The organism is Nocardia transvalensis (assembly GCF_015477765.1).
Lineage (GTDB): Bacteria > Actinomycetota > Actinomycetes > Mycobacteriales > Mycobacteriaceae > Nocardia > Nocardia transvalensis_A.
The window spans coordinates 327,729-347,167 of the sequence record NZ_JADLQQ010000009.1 but is presented as its reverse complement, the minus strand read 5'-3'; the positions used below and the strand labels follow the sequence as shown (position 1 = coordinate 347,167).

Below are 19,439 nucleotides of genomic sequence, written 5' to 3'. Positions count from 1 at the left end.
GCGGCGAAGATGAGATCGCCCTCGTTCTCACGGCCCTCGTCGTCGACAACGACAACCGCCTTACCAGCGGCAATATCGGCAACGGCGCGCTCGATGGTGTCGAACCTGGTCACGTCTGCTGTGCTCCATCTCGAAAAGGGTGCCCCTTAACACTACGGCCTGGGCCCCGCCATTAGTTCGCCGGGAGAATCACCCGCGCTGCTGCAACCGTTCGACGTACTTGGCGATGATGTCGACCTCGAGGTTCACGGTGGCCCCGACCGGGGCGCTGCCGAGGGTGGTGAGCTCGCGGGTGGTGGGGATGAGCGACACCTCGAACCAGTCGCGGTGACCGGGTTCGCCGGATTCGTCGACGCCGAGGCCGGAGACGGTGAGCGAGATGCCGTCGACGGTGATCGAACCCTTCTCCACCACGTAACGGGCCAGATTGTCGGGCAACGAGATTCGCACGACCTCCCAGTTCTCCGACGGGGTGCGCGAGAGGATGGTGCCGGTGCCGTCGACGTGTCCCTGCACGATGTGGCCACCGAGGCGGCTGTTGATCGCCGCCGCGCGTTCCAGGTTGACCTTCGAGCCGAGGTCGAGCTTGCCGATGCTGGACCGGTTCAGCGTCTCGCCCATGACATCGGTGGTGAACGAATCGCCGTCGACGACGTCGACCACGGTCAGGCAGACACCGTTGACCGCGATGGAGTCGCCGTGCTCGGCATCGGAGGTCACCAGCTTGCCGCGGATGGTGAGTCGGGCCGAGTCACCCAGCTGTTCGGTCGCGACGATCTCGCCCAGTTCCTCGACGATGCCTGTGAACATGCCCTCTTCTCCTGTCACCCGGTGCCCGTCGCGCGGGCCGTTCCCATGTGCGCCAACCGCCCGGACCGCCGGCGCTATTCCCGCCGGACCGGTGCGCCACCAGCGTAACCAGGCCCGGCCCTCGGGCACACCCGACGGTCGGGTGTACCCGCACTTCGAGACCGGGATCCCGCGACACGGGGCGGAAGCAGACGGCGCGCGATCGAAGCTAGGTGCCGGAGGAAACACCGTCTTGTAATTTTGGGAACTTCCGGAATACCGTTTCGAAAACGACGAATTCCAGGGCAAACGAGTATCTTTACCCATCCGGCGACGCGCTTACACGCAAAGCTTGCGTTCTCCTGGGATCGGACGCAATATTGTTATGAAGTTGATTCCTGACGTTCATTCCGACGCGGCCGTTCAGCACAGAACAGTTACGCCCGCTCGGGTCGGAGCCAGGGTTGGACAACGACACAGATGGGGGTGCTGCGTGACCACGCTTCTCGCTTCGACACTCGAGGATCGCTGCGGCCAATATCGGCGCGAATTCCACCTTCCGGCCATGATCGACGCCGCGTCCCGCCACATTCTGCTGGAGATCGGCAAGCGCTACGGCGCGATCACCATGCCGGCCGATCTGGGCGAGCGAGTTCGGCAGCGGCTGGCGCAGGCCGATCTGGCGGGCCCGGTCGTCCACCATCCCCGCGCCCGGCGCTGGACCTTCATCACCGGCCCGGCGCGTCCGGGCCTGCTCACCGCCTCGGTGTCGGCGCAACTGTTCCGGCTCTACGCCACCGTGGCCTGCACCGGCAGCCAGGTCGTGCTGCCGTCGGCCGACGACGAGCGCACCGGCTACCGCACCTGGGTGCAGGCGCCGGAGACGATCGCGTCGGTCCCGCCGCTGGAGGCGGTGATCGAGGCCACCCGCGCCGCGGGAACGGGAAGTGATTCCTAGCGAGCGGTCTGCGCGGCCTCGACGGCAATGACCTTCTGGCGCAACTTCTCCACGGTGGCGCCCGGGTCTTCGGTGCCGTACACCGCCGAGCCCGCCACGAAGCAGTCCACGCCCGCCTCGGCCGCCTGCTCGATGGTGTCCATATTGATTCCGCCGTCGATCTCGACGACCAGTCGCAGCTCGCCGGAATCGACCAGCCGCCGCACCGTGCGGGCCTTGTCGAGCACGTGCGCGATGAACGACTGACCGCCGAAACCGGGTTCGACGCTCATCACCAGCAGGGTGTCGAAGTGACGCAGGATCTCGAGGTACGGCTCGATCGGAGTGTTCGGCTTCACCGACAGCCCCGCCTTGGCGCCCGCGGCGTGGATGTCACGCGCCACGCCCACCGGATCGTCGGTCGCCTCGGCGTGGAAGGTGACGTTGTAGGCCCCGGCCTCGGCGTACGGCGGCGCCCATCGCCCCGGATCCTCGATCATCAGGTGGCAGTCCAGCGGAATGTCGGTGGTCTTCAGCAGGCTCTGCACCACCGGCAGGCCGAGGGTCAGATTCGGGACGAAGTGGTTGTCCATGACGTCCACGTGCAACCAGTCGGCGCCCGCCACGGCGTTGGCCTCGTCCGCCAGATGCGCGAAATCGGCGGACAGGATGGAGGGGGCGATCATCGGCGAGGGCCGGTGGAAGTGCGAATTCTCGGTGGACACAGGCCCAGAGTCTAACGGGGCCCGGTCACATCCCGGACGCGAGCCGGACCGGCCCGCGCGCATGCGACGCTCAGTGTTTGCGGGGCCACTACCACACGGCCGCGGATGCGCCGCAAATTGGGCACACCCACGCTCGAGCGGGGGCCTTTTGGGTAGCCTTCTCTCTGTGATCAATATTTCGGCGGAACAGGGACTGCGCAGTACCCCGGTGGAGATCGGCGTGGCGGCTACCGTGTCACAGTTGCCGATCGTGCGCGGGCTCGCCGAAACCCTCGTCCTGCTCAGCGATTTCACTCTCGACGAGGTGGCCGATATCCGGCTCGCCGTCGACGAGGCGTGCTCGACGCTCATCGCGATCGCCGCGCCCGGCAGCACCCTGCAGTGCCGGTTCAGCGTCGGCGAACAGGATCTGCTGGTGCGGGTGGCCGGCGTCGCCGGTCACGAGGGTCTGCCCGATGAGCATGCCTTCGGCTGGCACGTGCTGCGGACGCTCACCGACCAGATCGCGGCCACCCAGGAGCCCTTCGACGAGGCAGTTTCCGGTTATCCGACGGTCGTGGAGTTCCGTCGGGTCCGGGGGAAGGCGTAGTGGCTGACGAGGACACCGTGTTCGATTCCACCGAGGGCGGCGGGGCCGCGTCCGAGCACGCGCCGAACCCAACGGCCGCCGTGGACACCGAGGACGACAACGACACCGACGACGTCGACACGACCGACGCCGACGAGGTGGACGAGGTCGCCGAATCCGTCTCCGGATATGACGATGTCACAACGCTTTTCGAGCAGCTGGCGGCCGCGGGCGACAATCAGGAGCGCCGGGCCGAGCTGCGCGGCGAGCTGATCAGCCGCTGCATTCCGCTGGCCGATCACATTGCCCGCAAGTTCAGCGGCCGCGGTGAGCCTTTCGACGATCTGACGCAGGTCGCGCGGGTGGGCCTGGTGCATGCGGTGGACCGGTTCGATATCTCTCGCGGATCGAATTTCCTGTCGTTCGCGGTGCCGACGATCATGGGCGAGGTTCGCCGCTATTTCCGTGACAACACCTGGGCGATGCGAGTTCCCCGGCGTGTCAAGGAGACTCACCTGCGCATCGGTGCTGCCATCGATGCACTGTCGCAAACACTGGGCCGCTCCCCCACCGCCAAGGAGATCGCCACCGAACTCGGCATCTCCGCCGACGAGGTCACCCAAGCCGTGATCGCGGGCAACGCCTATCAGCCCAGCTCCATCGATGCGGTCTCGGTGGGCCGCGATTCGGAGGCGTCGCTGCTGGACACCCTGGGCGAGGAGGAATCGCAGTTCGACCGCGTCGAGGAATACGTGGCGATCCGCCCGCTGCTGGCGGGCCTGCCCGAACGCGAGCGCCGCATCCTCACCATGCGCTTCTTCGAATCCATGACCCAGACCCAGATCGCCCAGCGCATGGGCATCTCTCAGATGCACGTCTCGCGCATCCTCGCCAAAACCCTTGCCCGCCTGCGCGAGCAGTCGGCGCGGGAATAAACCCCCAGGTTTTGCGGGGTCGCGGATGATTCCGACCGGAAGGTAGCTTCAAGATCGGCCGCGCGGGCGGGGTGATGGCGCGGAAATCTTCTACCATGAGAGGTTCGGCGTGAAACTACGTGCGTCTTCGGTCCTGTCGGCGATCGCTGTCATCCCCGGTATCGCGGTAGCGACACTGGTTGGCGCACCGGCGGCGTCCGCGATCCCGACTCCCCTGTGCACGATGACCTACCCGACACCGGAGGGCGACTTCACCGTTCAGGCATCCAGCCAGGCCTCGATCATCAGTGAGGGCAGCGGCAAGATCTCGCTGTCGTTGAACACCGACGCCGCGTCCGCGACCGGTTACAGCCAGAAGTTCCACTTCACCTGGTCGAATCTGGACACCGGCCGGATCGGCGGCAACGAGGTCACCGCGTGGGTGCAGGGCCCCAACACCGTCTTGCACATCCCCACCACGGACACCCAACCCGGGCGGCTTTCGCTCGTGCTCAACGTGACGAATCAAGCGGGCCCTAAAACCACCACCGGCCAGTGCAGCGCGGAGTTCACCGCGCCCTGACGGCCTGCAGGCCGCACACCGCCCCATGTCGTAGATTGACCATGATCACTCGGTCGGACGCAAAGGGGTCGCAGTGCCGCAGGAACCGCCGTTCGAGTCGCTGTACCGGCACGGGTTCGCGCGTGTCGCGGTCGCCGTGCCGCCCGTGCGGGTGGGCGATCCGGGCTTCAATGCCGAGCAGACCGTAGAGCTGGCGCGGCGGGCGGCCGCCGACGGGGCGGTGCTCACGGTGTTTCCCGAGCTCGGGCTGTCCTGCTACACCGCCGACGATCTCTTTCATCAGGATGCACTCGATCACGCCGTCGGGTTGGCGCTGCAGCGAGTGATCGCCGACAGCGCGGCCATCGAGACGGTGCTGGTCGTGGGCGCCCCGGTGCGGGCGCAAGGGCGATTGTTCAACTGCGGCATCGTCATCGATCGAGGCCGGGTACTCGGCGCGGTCCCCAAGAGCTATCTGCCGAACTATCGGGAGTTCTACGAGAAGCGGCAGTTCGCCGCCGCGCGAGAGGCGTTGGACGACCACATCACGATCGCCGGGCAGCGGGTGCCGTTCGGGTCGGATCTGCTGTTCGAGGCCTCGAATTCGGCCGAGTTCGTCTTTCACGTCGAAATCTGCGAGGACGGGTGGGTGCCGTTGCCGCCCAGCGGGTTCGCGGCGCTCGCGGGTGCGACGGTGCTGGTGAACCTGTCCGCCAGCAATATCGTCATCGGCAAGGCGGACTATCGGCGGCAGCTGTGCGCGTCCCATTCGGCTCGCTACATGGCGGCATACCTGTATTCGGCGGCGGGACACGGCGAGTCGACCACCGATATGGCATGGGACGGGCAGGCCCTGGTCTGCGAGAACGGGGAGGTGCTGGCCGAGGGCGAGCGATTCGCCGACCATCCGCAGCTGGTCGCCGCCGACATCGATCTGCGGCGATTGACGGCCGACCGGCTGCGGATGACCAGCTTCGCCGATAACGTGCACGACCACCGCGAGCGACTGGCGAGGCTGCGCAGGCTCGAATTCGACCTGCCGATCCCATCGCGCCCGGTGACCCTGCGGCGCGAGATCGGCCGGTTTCCTTACGTTCCCGCCAATCCCGCCGTGCGCAACGAGCGCTGCGCCGAGGTGCACCACATCCAGGTCGAGGGGCTGAGCACCCGGCTGGCCGCCACCGGTTCGCAGCGGGTGGTGATCGGTGTGTCGGGCGGCCTGGATTCGACACTGGCGTTGGTCGTGGCCGCCAAGACGATGGACCGACTGGGATTGCCGCGAGAGAACGTGCTGGCCTACACCATGCCCGGATTCGCCACCAGCAAGCGCACGCTGAACGACGCGCACCGGCTGATGCGCGCGCTGGGCGTCTCGGCACACGAGATCGATATCCGGCCCTCCGCGACCCAGATGCTGCGGGACCTGAACCACCCGGCGGCGCAGGGAGTTCCGCAGTACGACGTCACCTACGAGAACGTGCAGGCCGGGGAGCGGACCTCCCATCTGTTCCGCCTCGCCAACCAGCACCGCGCGCTCGTGGTCGGCACCGGTGATCTCAGCGAACTGGCCCTGGGCTGGTGCACCTTCGGCGTCGGCGACCATATGGCGCACTACAGCGTCAACGCCTCGGTGCCCAAGACGCTCATCAAATACGTCATCGCGTGGACGATCGACACCGGTGCGCTGGGCCCGCAGGCCGACGAGGTGCTGACCTCGATCTTGGCGACCGAGATCTCCCCGGAGCTGATCCCGTCGGAAGACAGCGGGGCACACGGCGATGCGGCCCAGCCGGGGCAGAGTTCGGAGGCGACGGTCGGGCCCTACGAACTGCAGGACTTCCACCTGTACTACCTGCTGCGCTTCGGCTATCTGCCCAGCCGCATCGCCTACCTGGCCCACCATGCCTGGTCCGACCGCACCCGCGGTCGCTGGCCGGACCTGATCCCGGTCAGCGACCGCCACGAATACGATCTGCCGACGATCAAGCGCTGGCTCGCCGAATTCCTGCGTCGATTCGTCCAGACCAGCCAATTCAAACGCTCCACCCTCCCCAACGCCCCGAAGGTGGGTTCCGGCGGATCGCTGTCCCCGCGCGGGGATTGGCGGGCGCCCAGCGACGCGGTGGCCACCGCCTGGCTCGACGAGCTCGAACGCAATGTCCCCGACCTCAGCCGAGATAGCCCATCCTCCGGCTGATCCCCGTCGCGGCGGCGATGGTCAGCTCGGCCACCTGCCCGAACCGTTCCGGGGCCAGCCGGTAGGCCGGGCCCGAAACACTCAGTGCCGCAACGACCGACCCCGTGCTGTCGTGAACGGGCGCGGCAACCGCGTTCAACCCGATCTCGAGTTCCTCACGGACACTGGCCCATCCGTCGACCCGCACCCGCGCCAGCTGCGCGGCCAGGTCGCCGCCCCTGGTGATGGTGTGGGCGGTGTATGCCTCCAGCTTGGCACCGACCAGCTTGCGCACCGCCGCGGGCTCCTGCGCGGCCAGCAGGACCTTGCCGCTGGAGGTGGCGTGGGCCGGGCAGGTCTTGCCGACCCAGGAACGCAACGCGATCGAGGCCGGGCCATTGGCCTCGACGATATTGATGACCCGATTACCGTCCAGCACGGCAATATTCGTGGTCTCTCCCGATTCGGCCGCCAGTGCGGTGCACGCGCTCTGACTCTGCCCGGCGAGGTCGAACTGCGCGCTGGTGGATCCGGCCAGTCGCACGACGGAGAAGCCGAGCCGGTACTTGCCCCGCTCGGACACCGGCTCGACGTAACCCCGCGCTTCCAGGACGGCGATCAGGCGCGACACGGTCGACTTGTGCACGCCGAGTTCGGCGGCGATCTCGGTGACGCCGGCCTGGCCCAGCTTGGCGATGATCTCCATGACGAGCAGAGCGCGGTCGACCGACTGCACCGCAGCAGTCCGCCCACCGTCCCCGCCGTCCCGTCTCACCATGACAAGGTCATTTTAGGCAGAGACGGCTGCCACCTTGCGCCCCCGGATGAGATCCGCACACTTCTCCGCCATCGCCATGACGGTGATATTCGGGTTCACCGCAGGTAGTTTCGGCATGGCGGACGCGTCGACCACCCGCAACCGCTCGACGCCCTTCACCCGCAGTTCCGGATCCAGCACCGCCATCGGGTCGTCGGCCGCACCCATTCGCGCGGTACCCGCGGGATGGTAGACGGTGTTGTGGGTCTTGCGGATGTAGTCCAGCAGTTCGTCATCGGTGACCGCCTCCGGCCCCGGTGCCAGCTCCCGGGCGATCCATCCGCGCAGCGGCTCCTGTTCGGCGATCTTGCGCGCCAACCGGACGCCGGCCAGCATCACCCGTTCGTCGTGACCCTCCGGATCGGTGAAGTACCGGGGGTCGACCTTCGGCCGGTCCCGGAAGTCGCGGCTGCGCAGCCGGACCGTGCCGCGGGAACGGCCCTGGGTCACGTTGGGGGTCAGGCAGAATCCGTTGTCGGTGGTCGCATAGCCGTGGCGGACGGTGTTCATGTCGAACGGCACGCTGCCGTAGTGCATCATCAGATCCGGCACCGTCAGACCGTCCTCGGTGGTGGCGAACAGACCGATCTCCCACCACTGCGTCGAGGTGGTCACCATCGGCCGCGCGGCCTCCCAGAACACCAGCCCCTCGACGTGATCGTCGAGATTCTCGCCGACGCCGGGCGAGTCCACCCGCACCGGAATGCCCATCTCGCGCAGATGCTCCGCGGGGCCGATTCCGGAGAGCATCAACAACTTCGGCGTATCGATGGCGCCCGCGGTGACGACCACCTCGCGCCGGGCCGACACCGTGTCGTAGCCGGTGAGGTCGGGACGCTGGTAGCGCACGCCGGTCGCGTTCTGCGCGTCGTCGAACAGGATCTCACTGGCCCAGCAGCCGGTGCGCACCTCCAGATTCGGCCGCGAGCCGAGGATCGGGTGCAGGTAGGCATGCGAGGACGACATCCGCGTGTTGTCCTCGTCGGCGTTGATCTGGAACCAGCCGGCGCCGTTGCGGACGGTGGTGCCCCGGTTGAATTGCACCGTCGGAAGCCCGACCTGCGCGGCGGCCTCCAGCACCGCGGCTCCACAGGGATCGCGCGGCGGGACGTCACGCAGTCGCACCGGACCGCTACGGCCGTGGAAATCGCCTGGGGCGTCGTTGTTCTCCAGCCGGGCCACATACGGCAGCACCTCGGCCGCGCTCCAGCCCTTGGCGCCCATGGCGGCCCACTCGTCCAGTCCCTCGGCGGGCGGCCAGAAGGCGATACACGAGTTGTGCGAGGAACATCCGCCGAGCACCTTGGCCCGGGCGTGGCGCAGGAAGCTGTTGCCGCGCTCCTGCGGTTCGACCGGATAGTCCCAGTCGTAGCCGGAGTCCAGCAGGTGCATCCACCGCTCCAGCCGCAGGATGTTGTCGTCGTCGACATCCGACGGTCCGGCCTCCACCAGGCACACCGTGACCTCCGGATCCTCGGACAGCCGTGCGGCCAGCGCGCATCCGGCCGAGCCACCGCCGACGATCACGTAGTCGAAAGTATTGTCAGACATTGTTTTTCACCTCCGTGTCAGCGGCCGCATGCGAGGCCAGGGTGCCGATGTTGTGCCTGCCCTTCAGCAGGTACCACAGCAGCCCGACGCCGAGGATCAGGCCGATGTAGACGAATGCCCCCCAGGTGTTGTACCAAGGCGTGCCGTAGACCGCGGTCCGCGGCCAGGCCAGGTTCAGCGCCATGCCGATGCCCCACACGACCGCGACGATATTCACCGGCAGGCCCCATTTCCCCATGGTGAAATAGCCGCCCGCCGCCAATTCCCGTGGCGGCCACTGGCCTTGCAGCCGCTTGCGCAGCATGGGCCCGGTCACCATCAGATAGGCCAGATAGATCATGATGATCGCGATCGAGGTCAGCACCGTGAAGATCTTGGGCTGGCCGATATTGATCACCAGGATCAGCGCGGACAAGCCGCCGATCACCACGGCCGGAATCACCGGCGTCTGCGTCTTGGCGTGGACGCGAGCCAGCTTCTCGCCGAAGGGAAGTGCGTTGTCGCGGGCCATGGCGAAGGCCAGCCGGATCGCCGCGGTGTGCACGGCCAGCGAGCACACGATCACCGCCACCACGATGCAGCAGAGGAAGATTCGCCCGAGCGGCCCCCACATCACCTGCTGCACAATGTGTTGCAGGCCGCCGTCGCCGCTACCGATCTTCGGGTCGTTCAGATCGGGTGCCGCCATCACCGCGAAAACCAGAATGGCGCCGCCGATCACGAACGAGGCGAGCACCGCCCGCAGGATGGCCCGGGGCGCCGTGCGCCGGGGCTCCACGGTCTCCTCACCCAGTGAACTCGCGGTGTCGAAGCCGTACATCACGTAGCCGGAGGCCAGCGAGGCCACCAGGAAGGCGCCCAGGTAACCGCCCGACTCACCGGCACCGTAGCCGTGAGTGGAGAAGAACACCTGTGGGCCGCGAGTGGCGTTGGCCGCCAGGATGATCGCGATCAGCACGGCGGCGATCAACTCGATGAACACCCCGGCGCTGTTGATCATGGCCATCAGCCGGACGCCGAAGGCATTCACCAGCGTAGTGAAGACGATCATGATCGTGCCCAGCAGGACCGCGTTGGTGGCGAAATCGTATTGCCCGCTGCCGTCGCCGATCAGCTGGAATCCGCTCCACAGCCGGGGCAGGTTCAGCTGCAGCGCCAGCACCACCGCGGCCAGCGTCACGATCGACGCGGTGAGCATCAGCCAGCCCGACGACCACCCGATGATCCTGCTGCCCAGCGCCTTCGACCAGTTGTAGACCGAACCGGCCACCGGATACCGTGCGGCCAGCTCCATGAAACACAGCGCCACCGCCACCTGTCCGACGAACACCATGGGCCACGACCACAGATACGCCGGACCCGCGGTGCCGAACCCGAAATAGAACAGCTGGAACGTGCCGGTCAGGATCGAGATGTAGCTGACCCCGGCCGCGAAGCTGGAGAACTTCCCGATACTTCGGTCGAGGGTTTCGCGATAACCGAAGTCCGCCAATCCATTGTTGTCGGACACGCGGGGTTCCGCGACTACCATGACGTCACCGTGCCTTTCGCGGTGTGGGCCGTACGGGCGTCCGGCCCGGAGAACTTCACTGCTTGCCTCTAGATGCCCTTGAACCACTCCGCAGGTTTCGGTGCCGTGTTGTGCCAGATGTGCTTGATCTCTTGGTATTCCGCGAGCCCGGTGGGGCCGAGCTCGCGGCCGTTCCCGGACTTCTTGAACCCGCCCCATTCGGCGCCGGGCGTGTAGTAGCCGAAGTCGTTGAGCCACACCGTGCCGTGCCGCAGCGCGCGGACCACGCGCTCACCGCGCGCCGCATCCGAGGTGCGCACCCCGGCCGCCAGACCGTACTCGGTGTCATTGCCGAGCCGGATCGCCTCGGCCTCGGTGGTGAATCGCTCGACCGTGAGGATCGGCCCGAAGGTCTCCTCCTGCACGATCCGCATGGACCGGTCGCAGTGATCGAAGATGGTCGGCAGGAAGAAGTATCCCGCCGCGAGCGCCGGATCGCTCGGCCGGACACCGCCGGTCACCAGCTTGGCGCCCTCCGAAATGCCCAGCGCCACATAGTTTTCCACCTTCGCCCGGTGCTCCTCGGAGACCAGGGGGCCGGTCTCGCTGGCCGGGTCCAGGCCGGGACCGACCCGGATCCGCTCGGCCCGGCTCGCCAGCTCGGCGACGAAGTCGTCGGCGATGGATTCCTCGACGATGAGTCGTGTTCCCGCCGAACACACCTGCCCCGAGTGCAGGAACACACCGGTGAGCACCTGGTCGACGGAGCTGTCCCAGTCGGCGTCGGCGAACACGATGTGCGGGTTCTTGCCGCCGAGCTCCACGGCGACCTTGGTGACGTTGTCGGCTGCCGCCCTGGAGATGATCTTCCCGGTTGCCAATCCGCCGGTGAAGGAGATGAAGTCGACGTCCGGATTCGAGGTGAGGGCCTCGCCGAGCGCCGCGCCGCTGCCCTGTACCAGGTTGAGCACGCCATCGGGCACGCCCGCCTCCACCGCCAGGCGAACGAACGCGATGGTGCTCAGCGGGGTGACCTCACTGGGCTTGGCCACCATGGTGCACCCCGCGGCCAGCGCGGGCGCCACCTTCCAGGAGATCTGCAGCAGCGGGTAGTTCCACGGCGCGATCAGCACACAGACGCCGATCGGCTCGCGCACCACGCGGCTGAGCACCGCGGGGTCGCCCACATCGATCACCCGATCCGCCTGCGTGCCAACGAGGTTGGCGTAGTAGCGGAATACGGAGATGACGTCGTCGATATCGATCCGGCTCTCCGCGAGCGTCTTTCCGGTGTCGGCGGTTTCCAGCCGGGCCAATTCCTCCTTGTCGCGGGCCAGCAGGTCCGCGATCCGCGTCAGCAGCGCCGCGCGTTCGGCGACCGGTGTGGCGGGCCAGGCTCCCTCGTCGAAGGCCGCCCGCGCGGCGGCGACGGCGCGGCGTGCGTCCTCCGGCGTCGCCTCGTCCACGGTCGCCACCACCGAGCCGTCCGCCGGATTGATGATCCGGCGCGTGCCGCCGTCTGCCGCGCGCGTCCAGGCGCCGCCGATGAGTAGGTCCGGTTCGTCGTTCATCCAACCTCTTCCAGGCCTCGGGAGACCCACTCATGGAATTCCGCGATGTGGTGTTCGGCGGGCACCAGCACCCCGCCGTCACGGTAGGCACGCGAGGACATGGCGGGCTGGGTGCGCTCGCACGCCGCGAAGTCCTGCTCGTTCACTCGATGGAACAATTCGGCCGAACCGGACACATCCTTCCCCTGCGCCACCACATCCTCGGTGTAGAGCCAATCACATTCGACAACGGTGTGGTCGACCGCGAGCGGGTACATCCGATGGAAGATCACGTGGTCGGGCACCAGGTTCACGAACACCTGCGGCCGGATGGTGATCGCGTAGTAACGGCGATCCTGTTCGGCACGAATACCCGGTAGCGGATCGAAACCCGCCGAGCCGTCGACGGTGAAACCCGCTATGTCCGTGCCGAATTCGGCACCGTGTCCAACGTACGCCTGCGCCGCCATCCCGCCCGCGAATTCGGGCAGGACCTCGGTGAGCTCCGGGTGGATGGTCGCGCAGTGGTAGCACTCCATGAAGTTCTCCACAATTAGCTTCCAGTTCGCTGCGACACTGTAGACCACTCGGTGTCCTACCGCGAGCCGCTCGATCCCGTAGGTGTCGATGACCGTGGGATCCCCGAGCCGCGCTGTGACCGCGTTCACCACCTCGGCCTCGAACGACGGCGGCTCGTCGGCCAGGCAGACCCAGGCGTATCCGAGCCACTCGCGCAGCGCGACCGGCACCAGCCCATAGGCCACCCGGTCGATCGGCTCGCCCGACGGGTATCGCAGCGCACCCATGTTCGGTGCGGCGTGGAGCGTGCCGTCGAGCCCGTAGGTCCAGGCGTGATAGGGACACCGCAGGTTGCGCCGGATCCGGCCCGCGTCCTCGGTGCACAGCATCGCCCCGCGGTGGCGGCAGATGTTCAGGAATGCTCGCAGTTCGCTGTCGTGACCACGGATGATCAGCACGCTCTCCCGGCCGACCTGCACCCGCCGGAACCGGCCGGGTTCGGCGAGGTCGGCCGAGCGTACGGCGCAGAACCACAGGCGCTCGAACAGACGTTCCTGCTCGGCCGCGAAGATGCGCTCGTCGACGTACCAGTTGCCGCCCAGGGTGGGGATCAGCGGGTCCGCGGTGGTCATGCGGTCACCAACCTTTGCGGGTCGAAAAGGGCTATGGGATGGCGGGTTTTCGCGTCGATGGCCAGGTCGGCCAGGATCTCCCCCACCACGGGCACGAATTTGAAGCCGTGGCCGGAGAATCCGCAGGCGATCGTCACGCGCGCCGCATCGGGGTGGCGGGCGATGACGAAATGATGGTCGGGGGTGTTGGAGTACATGCAGGTGGCCGTGTGCACGGCCGGACCGTCCAGGGCCGGAACGAGTTCCGCTATGCGCTCGCGTATCTGCCGGATTTCGTGCGGATGGACGACGCGGTCGATCGTCTCGGGCGTGCACTCGGTGCCGTTGCGGAAGAAGGAGGTCTTCACCCCACCGGCCGGTCCGTCGATCGCCGGGAAGGCGTACATCTGTCTGCCGGAATCGTTTTCGGCGATGAAGATCGGCTGGTCCTCGAAGGCCGCCGTCCCGCCGACCGGGTCGAGCCAGAACAGCACGTGCCGCTCGACGGTGATCGGAATCCCGAACTGCGCCAGCAGCTGTGGCGCCCAGGCGCCGGGGCAGATCACCAGCCGGTCGGCCCGATGGGTGGCGCGCGAGGTGGTGACGGCGACCCCGTCCCCGGTCGCTGCCCAGCCCAGTACCTGTTCACCGAACGCCAATGTCGCCCCGGAACGCAGCGCGAGGTCCAGATGCGCCTGCACGGTCGCCTCCGGCCGGGCGAAGCCGCCCTTGGCCTCGTAGACGCCGAGATAGTGCGGATCCGGCGTGAAATTCGGGAAGCGGCGGCGGATGTCGGCGGCGTCGAGCACCTCGTGCGGCAGCGACCACTCCCGGCTGGTGCGCAGGCTGCCCGCGACGGTCAGGCAGTCCGGTGGACCGAGGTACAGACCGCCGGTGAGGCGAAACAGCTCTCGGCCGCTGTCGGCGGCCAGCTGCTCCCACAGCTCGTAGGCGCGCAGCAACAGCGGCACATAGGCGGGATCCTCGAAATAGGACTGCCGCATGATCCGCGAACCGCCGTGACTGGACCCCTTGTCGTGGGCGGGCGTGAACTTCTCCAGCCCGAGTACCCGCTGCCCCCGCGCGGCGAGGTGATAGGCCGCGGCGCTGCCCATACCGCCGAGACCGATCACGATGACGTCGTATCCGGCAGTCGCCGTGGCCATATCGCTACCTCCTGATCCGGGACATCTCGGGATCGACGACCGGCTCCGCGTGCACCCTGGCGGTGTAGCTGGTGCCGAGGTAGTCGACCTCGACGGCATCGCCGGGCTCGGTGGCCGCGGGCAGCCAAGCGTAGGCGATGCTGCGGCCGACGGTGGCGGAATAACCGGCGCTGGTCACATAGCCCGCGCAGGCGCCGCCGACGTACACCGGCTCCTTACCGAGCACCACCGCCGCCGGATCGTCGAAGACGATGCTGCGCAGGATCTTCGCGGGCGGCCCGGCCTTCTCCAGCGCGCTCTTGCCGACGAAGTCCGCCTTGGTCATGCGCACCGCGAAGCCGAGACCTGCTGCGGCGGGCAGATGTTCAGCGGTCATGTCGATACCCCAACTGCGGTAGCCCTTTTCGATGCGCAGGCTGTTGAACGCGATCCGGCCCGCCGCGATCGCCTCGTGCGGGCGCCCCGCCTCCCACAGCAGATCCCAGAGCGCGCGGCCGTATTCGGCGCTCGTGTAGATCTCCCAGCCGAGTTCGCCGACGTAGGAGACGCGCAGCATGGTCACGGGGATAGCAGCCACGTGAGTCCGCAGCGCGCGGAAGTATTTGAATGCCTTGTGCGAGAGATCGTCGGGGCACAGCGGCTGCACCAGCTCCCGCGCCGCCGGTCCCCACACTCCGACACAGCAGGTTCCGCCGGTGATGTCGCGCAGGGTCACCGACCCGTCGGTGGGCAGCTGCCTGGTGAACCTGTCGAAGTCCAGCGGACCGTTGGCGCCCACCTGGAAGCGCTGCTCCGCCAGCCGGGCCACCGTCAGATCGCTTCGGATGCCGCCGTTCTCGTCGAGCAGCAGCGTGTAGGTCACCGAGCCGACGCTCTTGTCCAGATCGTTGGTGGTGAGCCGCTGCAGCAGGTCCAGCGCGCCGGGACCGGCAATGTCGTAGCGCGTCAGTGGCGTCATGTCGTACAGGGCCACCCGCTCCCTGGTCCAGCGGGCCTCCGCAATCGAGATCGGCGACCAGAATTTGCCCGACCAATCGTCGCGCTCCGGGAACGGCACCCCTTGGCCGCGAAGCCGCTGTGCCAGCGCGGTATTGGCCTCGTACCACGCGGGTCGCTCCCAGCCGCCGCCCTCGAAGAAGAATGCGCCCAACTCCTGTTGCCGGTCATGGAACGGGCTGGTCCGCAGGCCGCGCAGGGCGGTGCGGTACTGATGCGGATGGATGATGTCGTAGACCTCGACGAATGCCTGGGTACTGGTCTCACGGACGAACCGTTCGCTGCGGGCGACGTCCTCGAACCGGTACAGGTCGCATTCGTGCACATCGGTACCCGGCACGCCGTCGACGATCCACTCCGCGGTCGCCCTGGCCACTCCCGCCGAATGGGTGACCCAGACCGCCTCGGCCACCCAGAATCCGGCCAGGTCCCGGTGTTCGCCCATGATCGAGAAGCCGTCGGGGGTGAACGAGAAGATGCCGTTGAACCCCTCCTCGACCTTCGAATCCGACAGTGCCGGAAGCAGTTCCACGGATTCGCGCCACGCGGGGGCGAAATCGGCATCGGTGAACGGCAGCATCGAGGGCATCGCCTCGCCCGCGGTGGCCGCCGCGAGTCCGGCCATATCGACCGGCATGGGACGGTGCCCGTAATAGCCGATCCCGATCCGGTCGACGTGCTCGCGGAAGTACAGGTCCTGATCTTGATGTCGCAGAATCGGCAGACTTGCCTCGCCGAGTTGGGTATTGCGGCCCGCGAGCGCGGCGATCGGCGCGGTCTTGGCGTACTGATGTGCCATCGGCACCAGCGGGACCACCAGGCCGACCGTCTTCGCCAGTTCGGCACCCCAGAAGCCGGCCGCGCAGACGACGATATCCGCAGGCACGACGCCCTCGGAGGTACGGACACCCGCCACCCGGCCACCGCGCTCCACGATGGCGAGCACTTCCTGATGTCCGCGGAATTGCGCACCGCGCGCGGTCGCCAGCCGGGCCTGCGCCGCCGCGGCGCGTACCGCTTTCGCCAAACCGTCGCACGGGGTGTGGAATCCGCCGAGAATTCGCTCCCGATCGATCAGCGGGTGCAGCGCGGCACATTCGGCCGGGCCGAGCAGTCGGCCCTCGATGCCCCATGACTGCGCCCACCCGGCCTTGCGATGCAGGTCGCGCCAGCGCTCCGGCGTGGTGGCCACCTCGAGCCCGCCGACGGGATTGAAGACCCAGCCCTCCGGATGGTCGAGGTCCAGGAATTTCTCGGTGGTGTAGCGAGCGAACTCGGTCATGGTTTTCGACGGGTTCGTCCGGAATACCAAACCCGGTGCGTGCGAGGTGGATCCGCCGGTGGCGAACAGTGGCCCGCGATCGAGCACGGTGACGTCGGTCCAACCGCGCGCGGTGATTTCCTCGGCCAGCGAGGCGCCGACGATTCCGGCTCCGATGACAACGACTTTGGGGTGAGCCACGACGGCCTCCGATGTTGCTCGCACCGCAACGGGTTCGTATTACGCAACGATGGTCCCGCCGTACCTCCGGGCTGTCAACCATTGGAAACCCCACTGGAAATCTAACTGTCACAAGGTGTTCCAGGGTTGACTACCTACCCCGAGGCGTCGCACACTGTTGCGTAATGTGATAGTTGTTGCGTATAACGCAACTCAGGGAGGGCCTATGGAATCTCTTGTGAACGGATCCCGGCCAAGAGCAGGCCGAGATGACGGGAGCGAACTGCGCCGGGATGACGGGAACGAACTGTTCGTCACTCGGCTGGTGGATCTCCCGGTGGGTGAGGTCGCCACCGTGCGGCCGGACGGCGGCGGCCCGATTTCGGTCTTTCACACCGTCGAGGGCCTGTTCGCGATCGATGACACCTGCACCCACCAGGACGCGTCCCTGGCCGACGGCTGGGTGGAGAACTGCACCGTGGAGTGCCCGCTGCACGAATCGTGCTTCGACCTGCGGACCGGCCGGGTATCCGGCCCGCCCGCCAAGGTGGGTGTGCGCACCCACAGCGTCCGGGTGAGCGATGGCGACATCCTGATCACGGTGGCACCCTCATGAACCCGGTGGTCGTCGTCGGCGCGTCACTGGCCGGATTCTCGGTCGTGCGCGCACTGCGCGAGTACGGCCATCGCGACCCGATCACGGTGATCGGCGCGGAGGAGTATCCGCCCTACGACCGCCCGCCGCTGTCCAAGGAATTCCTGCACGGCGACGTCGATCTGAGTCTGGCCCGCCCGGACGACGGCCTCGACCTGCGCACACACTGGCTACTCGGCCGCCGTGCCACCGGGCTCCTCGCCGGACGGGGCGTCACCCTCGAAGACGGCACCGAAATCGCCGGGGAATCGGTCGTACTCGCCACCGGCGCCCGCGCCCGCACATTGCCCAGCGCCGGGACGCTGCAGGGCGTCCACACGCTGCGGACGGTGGACGACGCCCGGGCGATCCGCGCCGCACTGGGCACCGCCCGCACCCTCGTCGTCATCGGCGCGGGGCTGATCGGCTCCGAAATAGCCTCCACAGCAATCGGTTTCGGGACCGATGTGACGATCGTCGACATCTCGGCCGAACCGCTCGCCGCGATCTTCGGACCGCAGATCGGCGCCCTGTGCGCAAACCTGCACGCCGCCAACGGCGTCCGGTTGCGCACCGGTGTGGCGGTCACGGAATTCGTCGGCACCGAGCGGGTCCGGGCGGTGCGACTGACCGACGGCAGCGAACTACCCGCCGACGCCGTCGTGATCGGCATCGGCGCGGTGCCGAACACCGAATGGGCGCGCGAGAGCGGTATCGCGATCGACAACGGATTCCTCACCGACGAGTACTGCCGCACGTCGTTGCCCGGCACCTACGCGATCGGCGACTGTGCCCGTAGCTATCTCCCCGCCCTGGGCGCCCATCACCGCAGCGAACACTGGACCAACGCGACGGCCCAGGCCCGCATCGCCGCCGCGACCATCGCCGGTGTGCCGCCGCAACACTCGGCCCTGCCGTACTTCTGGTCGCGACAGTATGGGCGAATGATCCAGTTCGCGGGCGCGTGCCGACCCACCGATACCGTCCACTTCGTCGACGGCGATCCGTCGGCCCCGTCGTGCACCGCGCTCTACGAGCGCGACGGCGCACCGGTCGCCGTCTTCGCCCTCGACAACCCTCGCCGGTTCATCCGGTACCGCAAGCAGCTCGAGCGGCAACCCGCCCCCGCCGCAGCCCCCTGATCTAGGCGGATTCGTACTCGGGCAGGACCGTGAAATGCCGGACGAAACCGGAGATGTCGGGGAGTTCGCGCGGTGGTGTCCAGGTGCGGAAACCGTCGGAACTGTCGCTGTAGAGGTACCGGCCCTCGGTGTAGGCGTCGAGGTAGATGCGGTGACCGCCGTCGGGGAGTGCGATGACGCATTGGCCTTCGCGTGGGGCGCCCCAGCCTGCCCAGTCGCCGGTCTCGATGAATTCGTAAGGGCCGAGCAGGGATTCGGCGACGGCGAGTTCGACCTCCTTGGTGGTTTCGTTCTTGGTGAACGCGTAGTACCGGCCGTCCAGCACGCTGACGGTGGTGTCGATGTAGCCGAGCGATCCCGGTGCGGCCGTGATGCCCTCCAGCGGAGTGAGCGGACTCCAGGACTGCAGCGCCTCGTCGGTGGCCGTCATCAAATGCGGCTGGAAGTATTCCCCGCCGTGCAGCGACACGATCACGTTGACGCTGCCGCCGGGATCGATGAACCACTCCGGTGCCCAGGTGTGCCGGATTCCGGGAATCGGCACGGTGTAGTTGTACAGGAATGTCCACTCGATCCGGTCGGTGCTGCGGGCGAATCCGATGGTGTCCCCGTCCCAGCCGGTCGTGTAGGTGATGTAGTAGGCGCCGTCGGCATGCCGGATCACGCTGGGATCCCGAATCAGCCCGGTCGGTGGCCGGTAGGCAGGACCGCGCACCAACGTGAAGGTGGTGGCGTCCGTCGATTCGTAGACGTACATCTCGGCTTCGCTGCTGTTGGTGAATGCGGTCATCGTGTATCGCACGGTGCTCTGCGTCCCCATGATCGCCACGT

The 19,439-nt window shown here is 67.4% G+C and carries 18 protein-coding genes; 7 read left to right on the top strand and 11 right to left on the bottom strand.

Annotated elements, in window-relative coordinates; genetic code table 11:
- Together IU452_RS27215 and IU452_RS27210 are read right to left on the bottom strand one after the other, a co-directional pair.
- Positions 1-113, bottom strand: a 113-nt coding sequence (locus IU452_RS27215) for a 3,4-dihydroxy-2-butanone-4-phosphate synthase (protein ID WP_195111326.1), incomplete at its 3' end; no start/stop codon positions are given.
- A 76-nt stretch (positions 114-189) separates the two neighbouring features.
- Complete coding sequence (locus tag IU452_RS27210) at positions 190-810, bottom strand: riboflavin synthase (protein WP_195112017.1); 621 nt, start codon at positions 808-810, stop codon at positions 190-192.
- Between the two features lie 472 nt (positions 811-1,282).
- Between IU452_RS27210 and IU452_RS27205 the strand changes: the two genes are divergently transcribed.
- The gene (locus IU452_RS27205) at positions 1,283-1,747 is read left to right on the top strand and encodes a hypothetical protein (RefSeq protein WP_195112016.1); all 465 of its coding nucleotides are present in this window, start codon (positions 1,283-1,285) and stop codon (positions 1,745-1,747) included.
- Here the strand turns inward: IU452_RS27205 and rpe are convergent.
- Positions 1,744-2,412, bottom strand: coding sequence for a ribulose-phosphate 3-epimerase (gene rpe / locus IU452_RS27200; RefSeq protein WP_195112046.1), 669 nt, complete (start codon positions 2,410-2,412; stop codon positions 1,744-1,746). The two genes, IU452_RS27205 and rpe, sit on opposite strands and share 4 nt — an antisense overlap.
- A 205-nt stretch (positions 2,413-2,617) precedes the next feature.
- Between rpe and IU452_RS27195 the strand changes: the two genes are divergently transcribed.
- The 4 genes from IU452_RS27195 to IU452_RS27180 all read left to right on the top strand — a co-directional run bounded on the left by IU452_RS27195 (position 2,618) and on the right by IU452_RS27180 (position 6,692).
- Positions 2,618-3,040: an anti-sigma factor gene (locus IU452_RS27195; protein WP_195112015.1), complete on the top strand. Its 423-nt coding sequence runs from the start codon at positions 2,618-2,620 to the stop codon at positions 3,038-3,040.
- 137 nt (positions 3,041-3,177) lie between these two features.
- Positions 3,178-3,954: an RNA polymerase sigma factor SigF gene (locus IU452_RS27190; protein WP_195112045.1), complete on the top strand. Its 777-nt coding sequence runs from the start codon at positions 3,178-3,180 to the stop codon at positions 3,952-3,954.
- Positions 3,955-4,177: 223 nt separating this feature from the next.
- On the top strand, positions 4,178-4,516 hold the full coding sequence (locus IU452_RS27185; protein WP_195112014.1) for a hypothetical protein: 339 nt from the start codon (positions 4,178-4,180) through the stop codon (positions 4,514-4,516).
- Positions 4,517-4,589: 73 nt separating this feature from the next.
- The gene (locus IU452_RS27180; protein WP_195112013.1) at positions 4,590-6,692 is read left to right on the top strand and encodes an NAD(+) synthase; all 2,103 of its coding nucleotides are present in this window, start codon (positions 4,590-4,592) and stop codon (positions 6,690-6,692) included.
- Here the strand turns inward: IU452_RS27180 and IU452_RS27175 are convergent.
- From IU452_RS27175 to IU452_RS27145, 7 genes are all read right to left on the bottom strand, one after another.
- The gene (locus IU452_RS27175; RefSeq protein ID WP_195112012.1) at positions 6,664-7,449 is read right to left on the bottom strand and encodes an IclR family transcriptional regulator; all 786 of its coding nucleotides are present in this window, start codon (positions 7,447-7,449) and stop codon (positions 6,664-6,666) included. The two genes, IU452_RS27180 and IU452_RS27175, sit on opposite strands and share 29 nt — an antisense overlap.
- Before the next feature lie 12 nt (positions 7,450-7,461).
- Positions 7,462-9,039 carry a GMC family oxidoreductase gene (locus tag IU452_RS27170; protein WP_195112011.1) on the bottom strand — a complete coding sequence of 526 codons (1,578 nt, stop codon included), beginning with the start codon at positions 9,037-9,039 and terminating at the stop codon, positions 7,462-7,464.
- Positions 9,032-10,570 (bottom strand): APC family permease, encoded by a 1,539-nt coding sequence (locus tag IU452_RS27165; protein ID WP_195112010.1) that lies wholly within the window; start codon positions 10,568-10,570, stop codon positions 9,032-9,034. The genes IU452_RS27170 and IU452_RS27165 overlap by 8 nt, the downstream gene beginning before the upstream one ends.
- A 68-nt stretch (positions 10,571-10,638) precedes the next feature.
- On the bottom strand, positions 10,639-12,120 hold the full coding sequence (locus IU452_RS27160) for an aldehyde dehydrogenase family protein (RefSeq protein ID WP_195112009.1): 1,482 nt from the start codon (positions 12,118-12,120) through the stop codon (positions 10,639-10,641).
- Complete coding sequence (locus IU452_RS27155) at positions 12,117-13,250, bottom strand: aromatic ring-hydroxylating oxygenase subunit alpha (protein ID WP_195112008.1); 1,134 nt, start codon at positions 13,248-13,250, stop codon at positions 12,117-12,119. Before IU452_RS27155 ends, IU452_RS27160 begins: the two co-directional genes overlap by 4 nt.
- Positions 13,247-14,395: an N-methyl-L-tryptophan oxidase gene (solA, locus tag IU452_RS27150; protein WP_195112007.1), complete on the bottom strand. Its 1,149-nt coding sequence runs from the start codon at positions 14,393-14,395 to the stop codon at positions 13,247-13,249. Before solA ends, IU452_RS27155 begins: the two co-directional genes overlap by 4 nt.
- Before the next feature lie 4 nt (positions 14,396-14,399).
- Positions 14,400-16,853, bottom strand: a complete 2,454-nt coding sequence (locus IU452_RS27145; RefSeq protein ID WP_195112006.1) for a GcvT family protein — start codon at positions 16,851-16,853, stop codon at positions 14,400-14,402.
- A gap of 205 nt (positions 16,854-17,058) precedes the next feature.
- Here IU452_RS27145 and IU452_RS27140 point away from each other — a divergent pair, with 205 nt between their 5' ends.
- Both IU452_RS27140 and IU452_RS27135 read left to right on the top strand, forming a co-directional pair.
- Positions 17,059-17,448 carry a bifunctional 3-phenylpropionate/cinnamic acid dioxygenase ferredoxin subunit gene (locus IU452_RS27140; protein ID WP_195112005.1) on the top strand — a complete coding sequence of 130 codons (390 nt, stop codon included), beginning with the start codon at positions 17,059-17,061 and terminating at the stop codon, positions 17,446-17,448.
- Complete coding sequence (locus tag IU452_RS27135) at positions 17,445-18,608, top strand: NAD(P)/FAD-dependent oxidoreductase (RefSeq protein ID WP_195112004.1); 1,164 nt, start codon at positions 17,445-17,447, stop codon at positions 18,606-18,608. Before IU452_RS27140 ends, IU452_RS27135 begins: the two co-directional genes overlap by 4 nt.
- Before the next feature lies 1 nt (position 18,609).
- Here IU452_RS27135 and IU452_RS27130 read toward each other — a convergent pair whose 3' ends face one another.
- Positions 18,610-19,428: a glycoside hydrolase gene (locus IU452_RS27130; protein WP_228818788.1), complete on the bottom strand. Its 819-nt coding sequence runs from the start codon at positions 19,426-19,428 to the stop codon at positions 18,610-18,612.
- Between the last annotated feature and the right edge of the window lie 11 nt (positions 19,429-19,439).

Bases quoted from the DNA above. Each gene is read 5' to 3' on its own strand.
- IU452_RS27160 (WP_195112009.1), bottom strand. From the start codon at position 12,120: ATGAACGACGAACCGGACCTACTCATCGGCGGCGCCTGGACGCGCGCG.
- IU452_RS27140 (WP_195112005.1), top strand. From the start codon at position 17,059: ATGGAATCTCTTGTGAACGGATCCCGGCCAAGAGCAGGCCGAGATGAC.
- IU452_RS27165 (WP_195112010.1), bottom strand. From the start codon at position 10,570: ATGGTAGTCGCGGAACCCCGCGTGTCCGACAACAATGGATTGGCGGAC.
- IU452_RS27175 (WP_195112012.1), bottom strand. From the start codon at position 7,449: ATGGTGAGACGGGACGGCGGGGACGGTGGGCGGACTGCTGCGGTGCAG.
- IU452_RS27135 (WP_195112004.1), top strand. From the start codon at position 17,445: ATGAACCCGGTGGTCGTCGTCGGCGCGTCACTGGCCGGATTCTCGGTC.
- rpe (WP_195112046.1), bottom strand. From the start codon at position 2,412: ATGATCGCCCCCTCCATCCTGTCCGCCGATTTCGCGCATCTGGCGGAC.
- solA (WP_195112007.1), bottom strand. From the start codon at position 14,395: ATGGCCACGGCGACTGCCGGATACGACGTCATCGTGATCGGTCTCGGC.
- IU452_RS27130 (WP_228818788.1), bottom strand. From the start codon at position 19,428: ATGGGGACGCAGAGCACCGTGCGATACACGATGACCGCATTCACCAAC.
- IU452_RS27185 (WP_195112014.1), top strand. From the start codon at position 4,178: ATGACCTACCCGACACCGGAGGGCGACTTCACCGTTCAGGCATCCAGC.
- IU452_RS27155 (WP_195112008.1), bottom strand. From the start codon at position 13,250: ATGACCACCGCGGACCCGCTGATCCCCACCCTGGGCGGCAACTGGTAC.
- IU452_RS27210 (WP_195112017.1), bottom strand. From the start codon at position 810: ATGTTCACAGGCATCGTCGAGGAACTGGGCGAGATCGTCGCGACCGAA.
- IU452_RS27170 (WP_195112011.1), bottom strand. From the start codon at position 9,039: ATGTCTGACAATACTTTCGACTACGTGATCGTCGGCGGTGGCTCGGCC.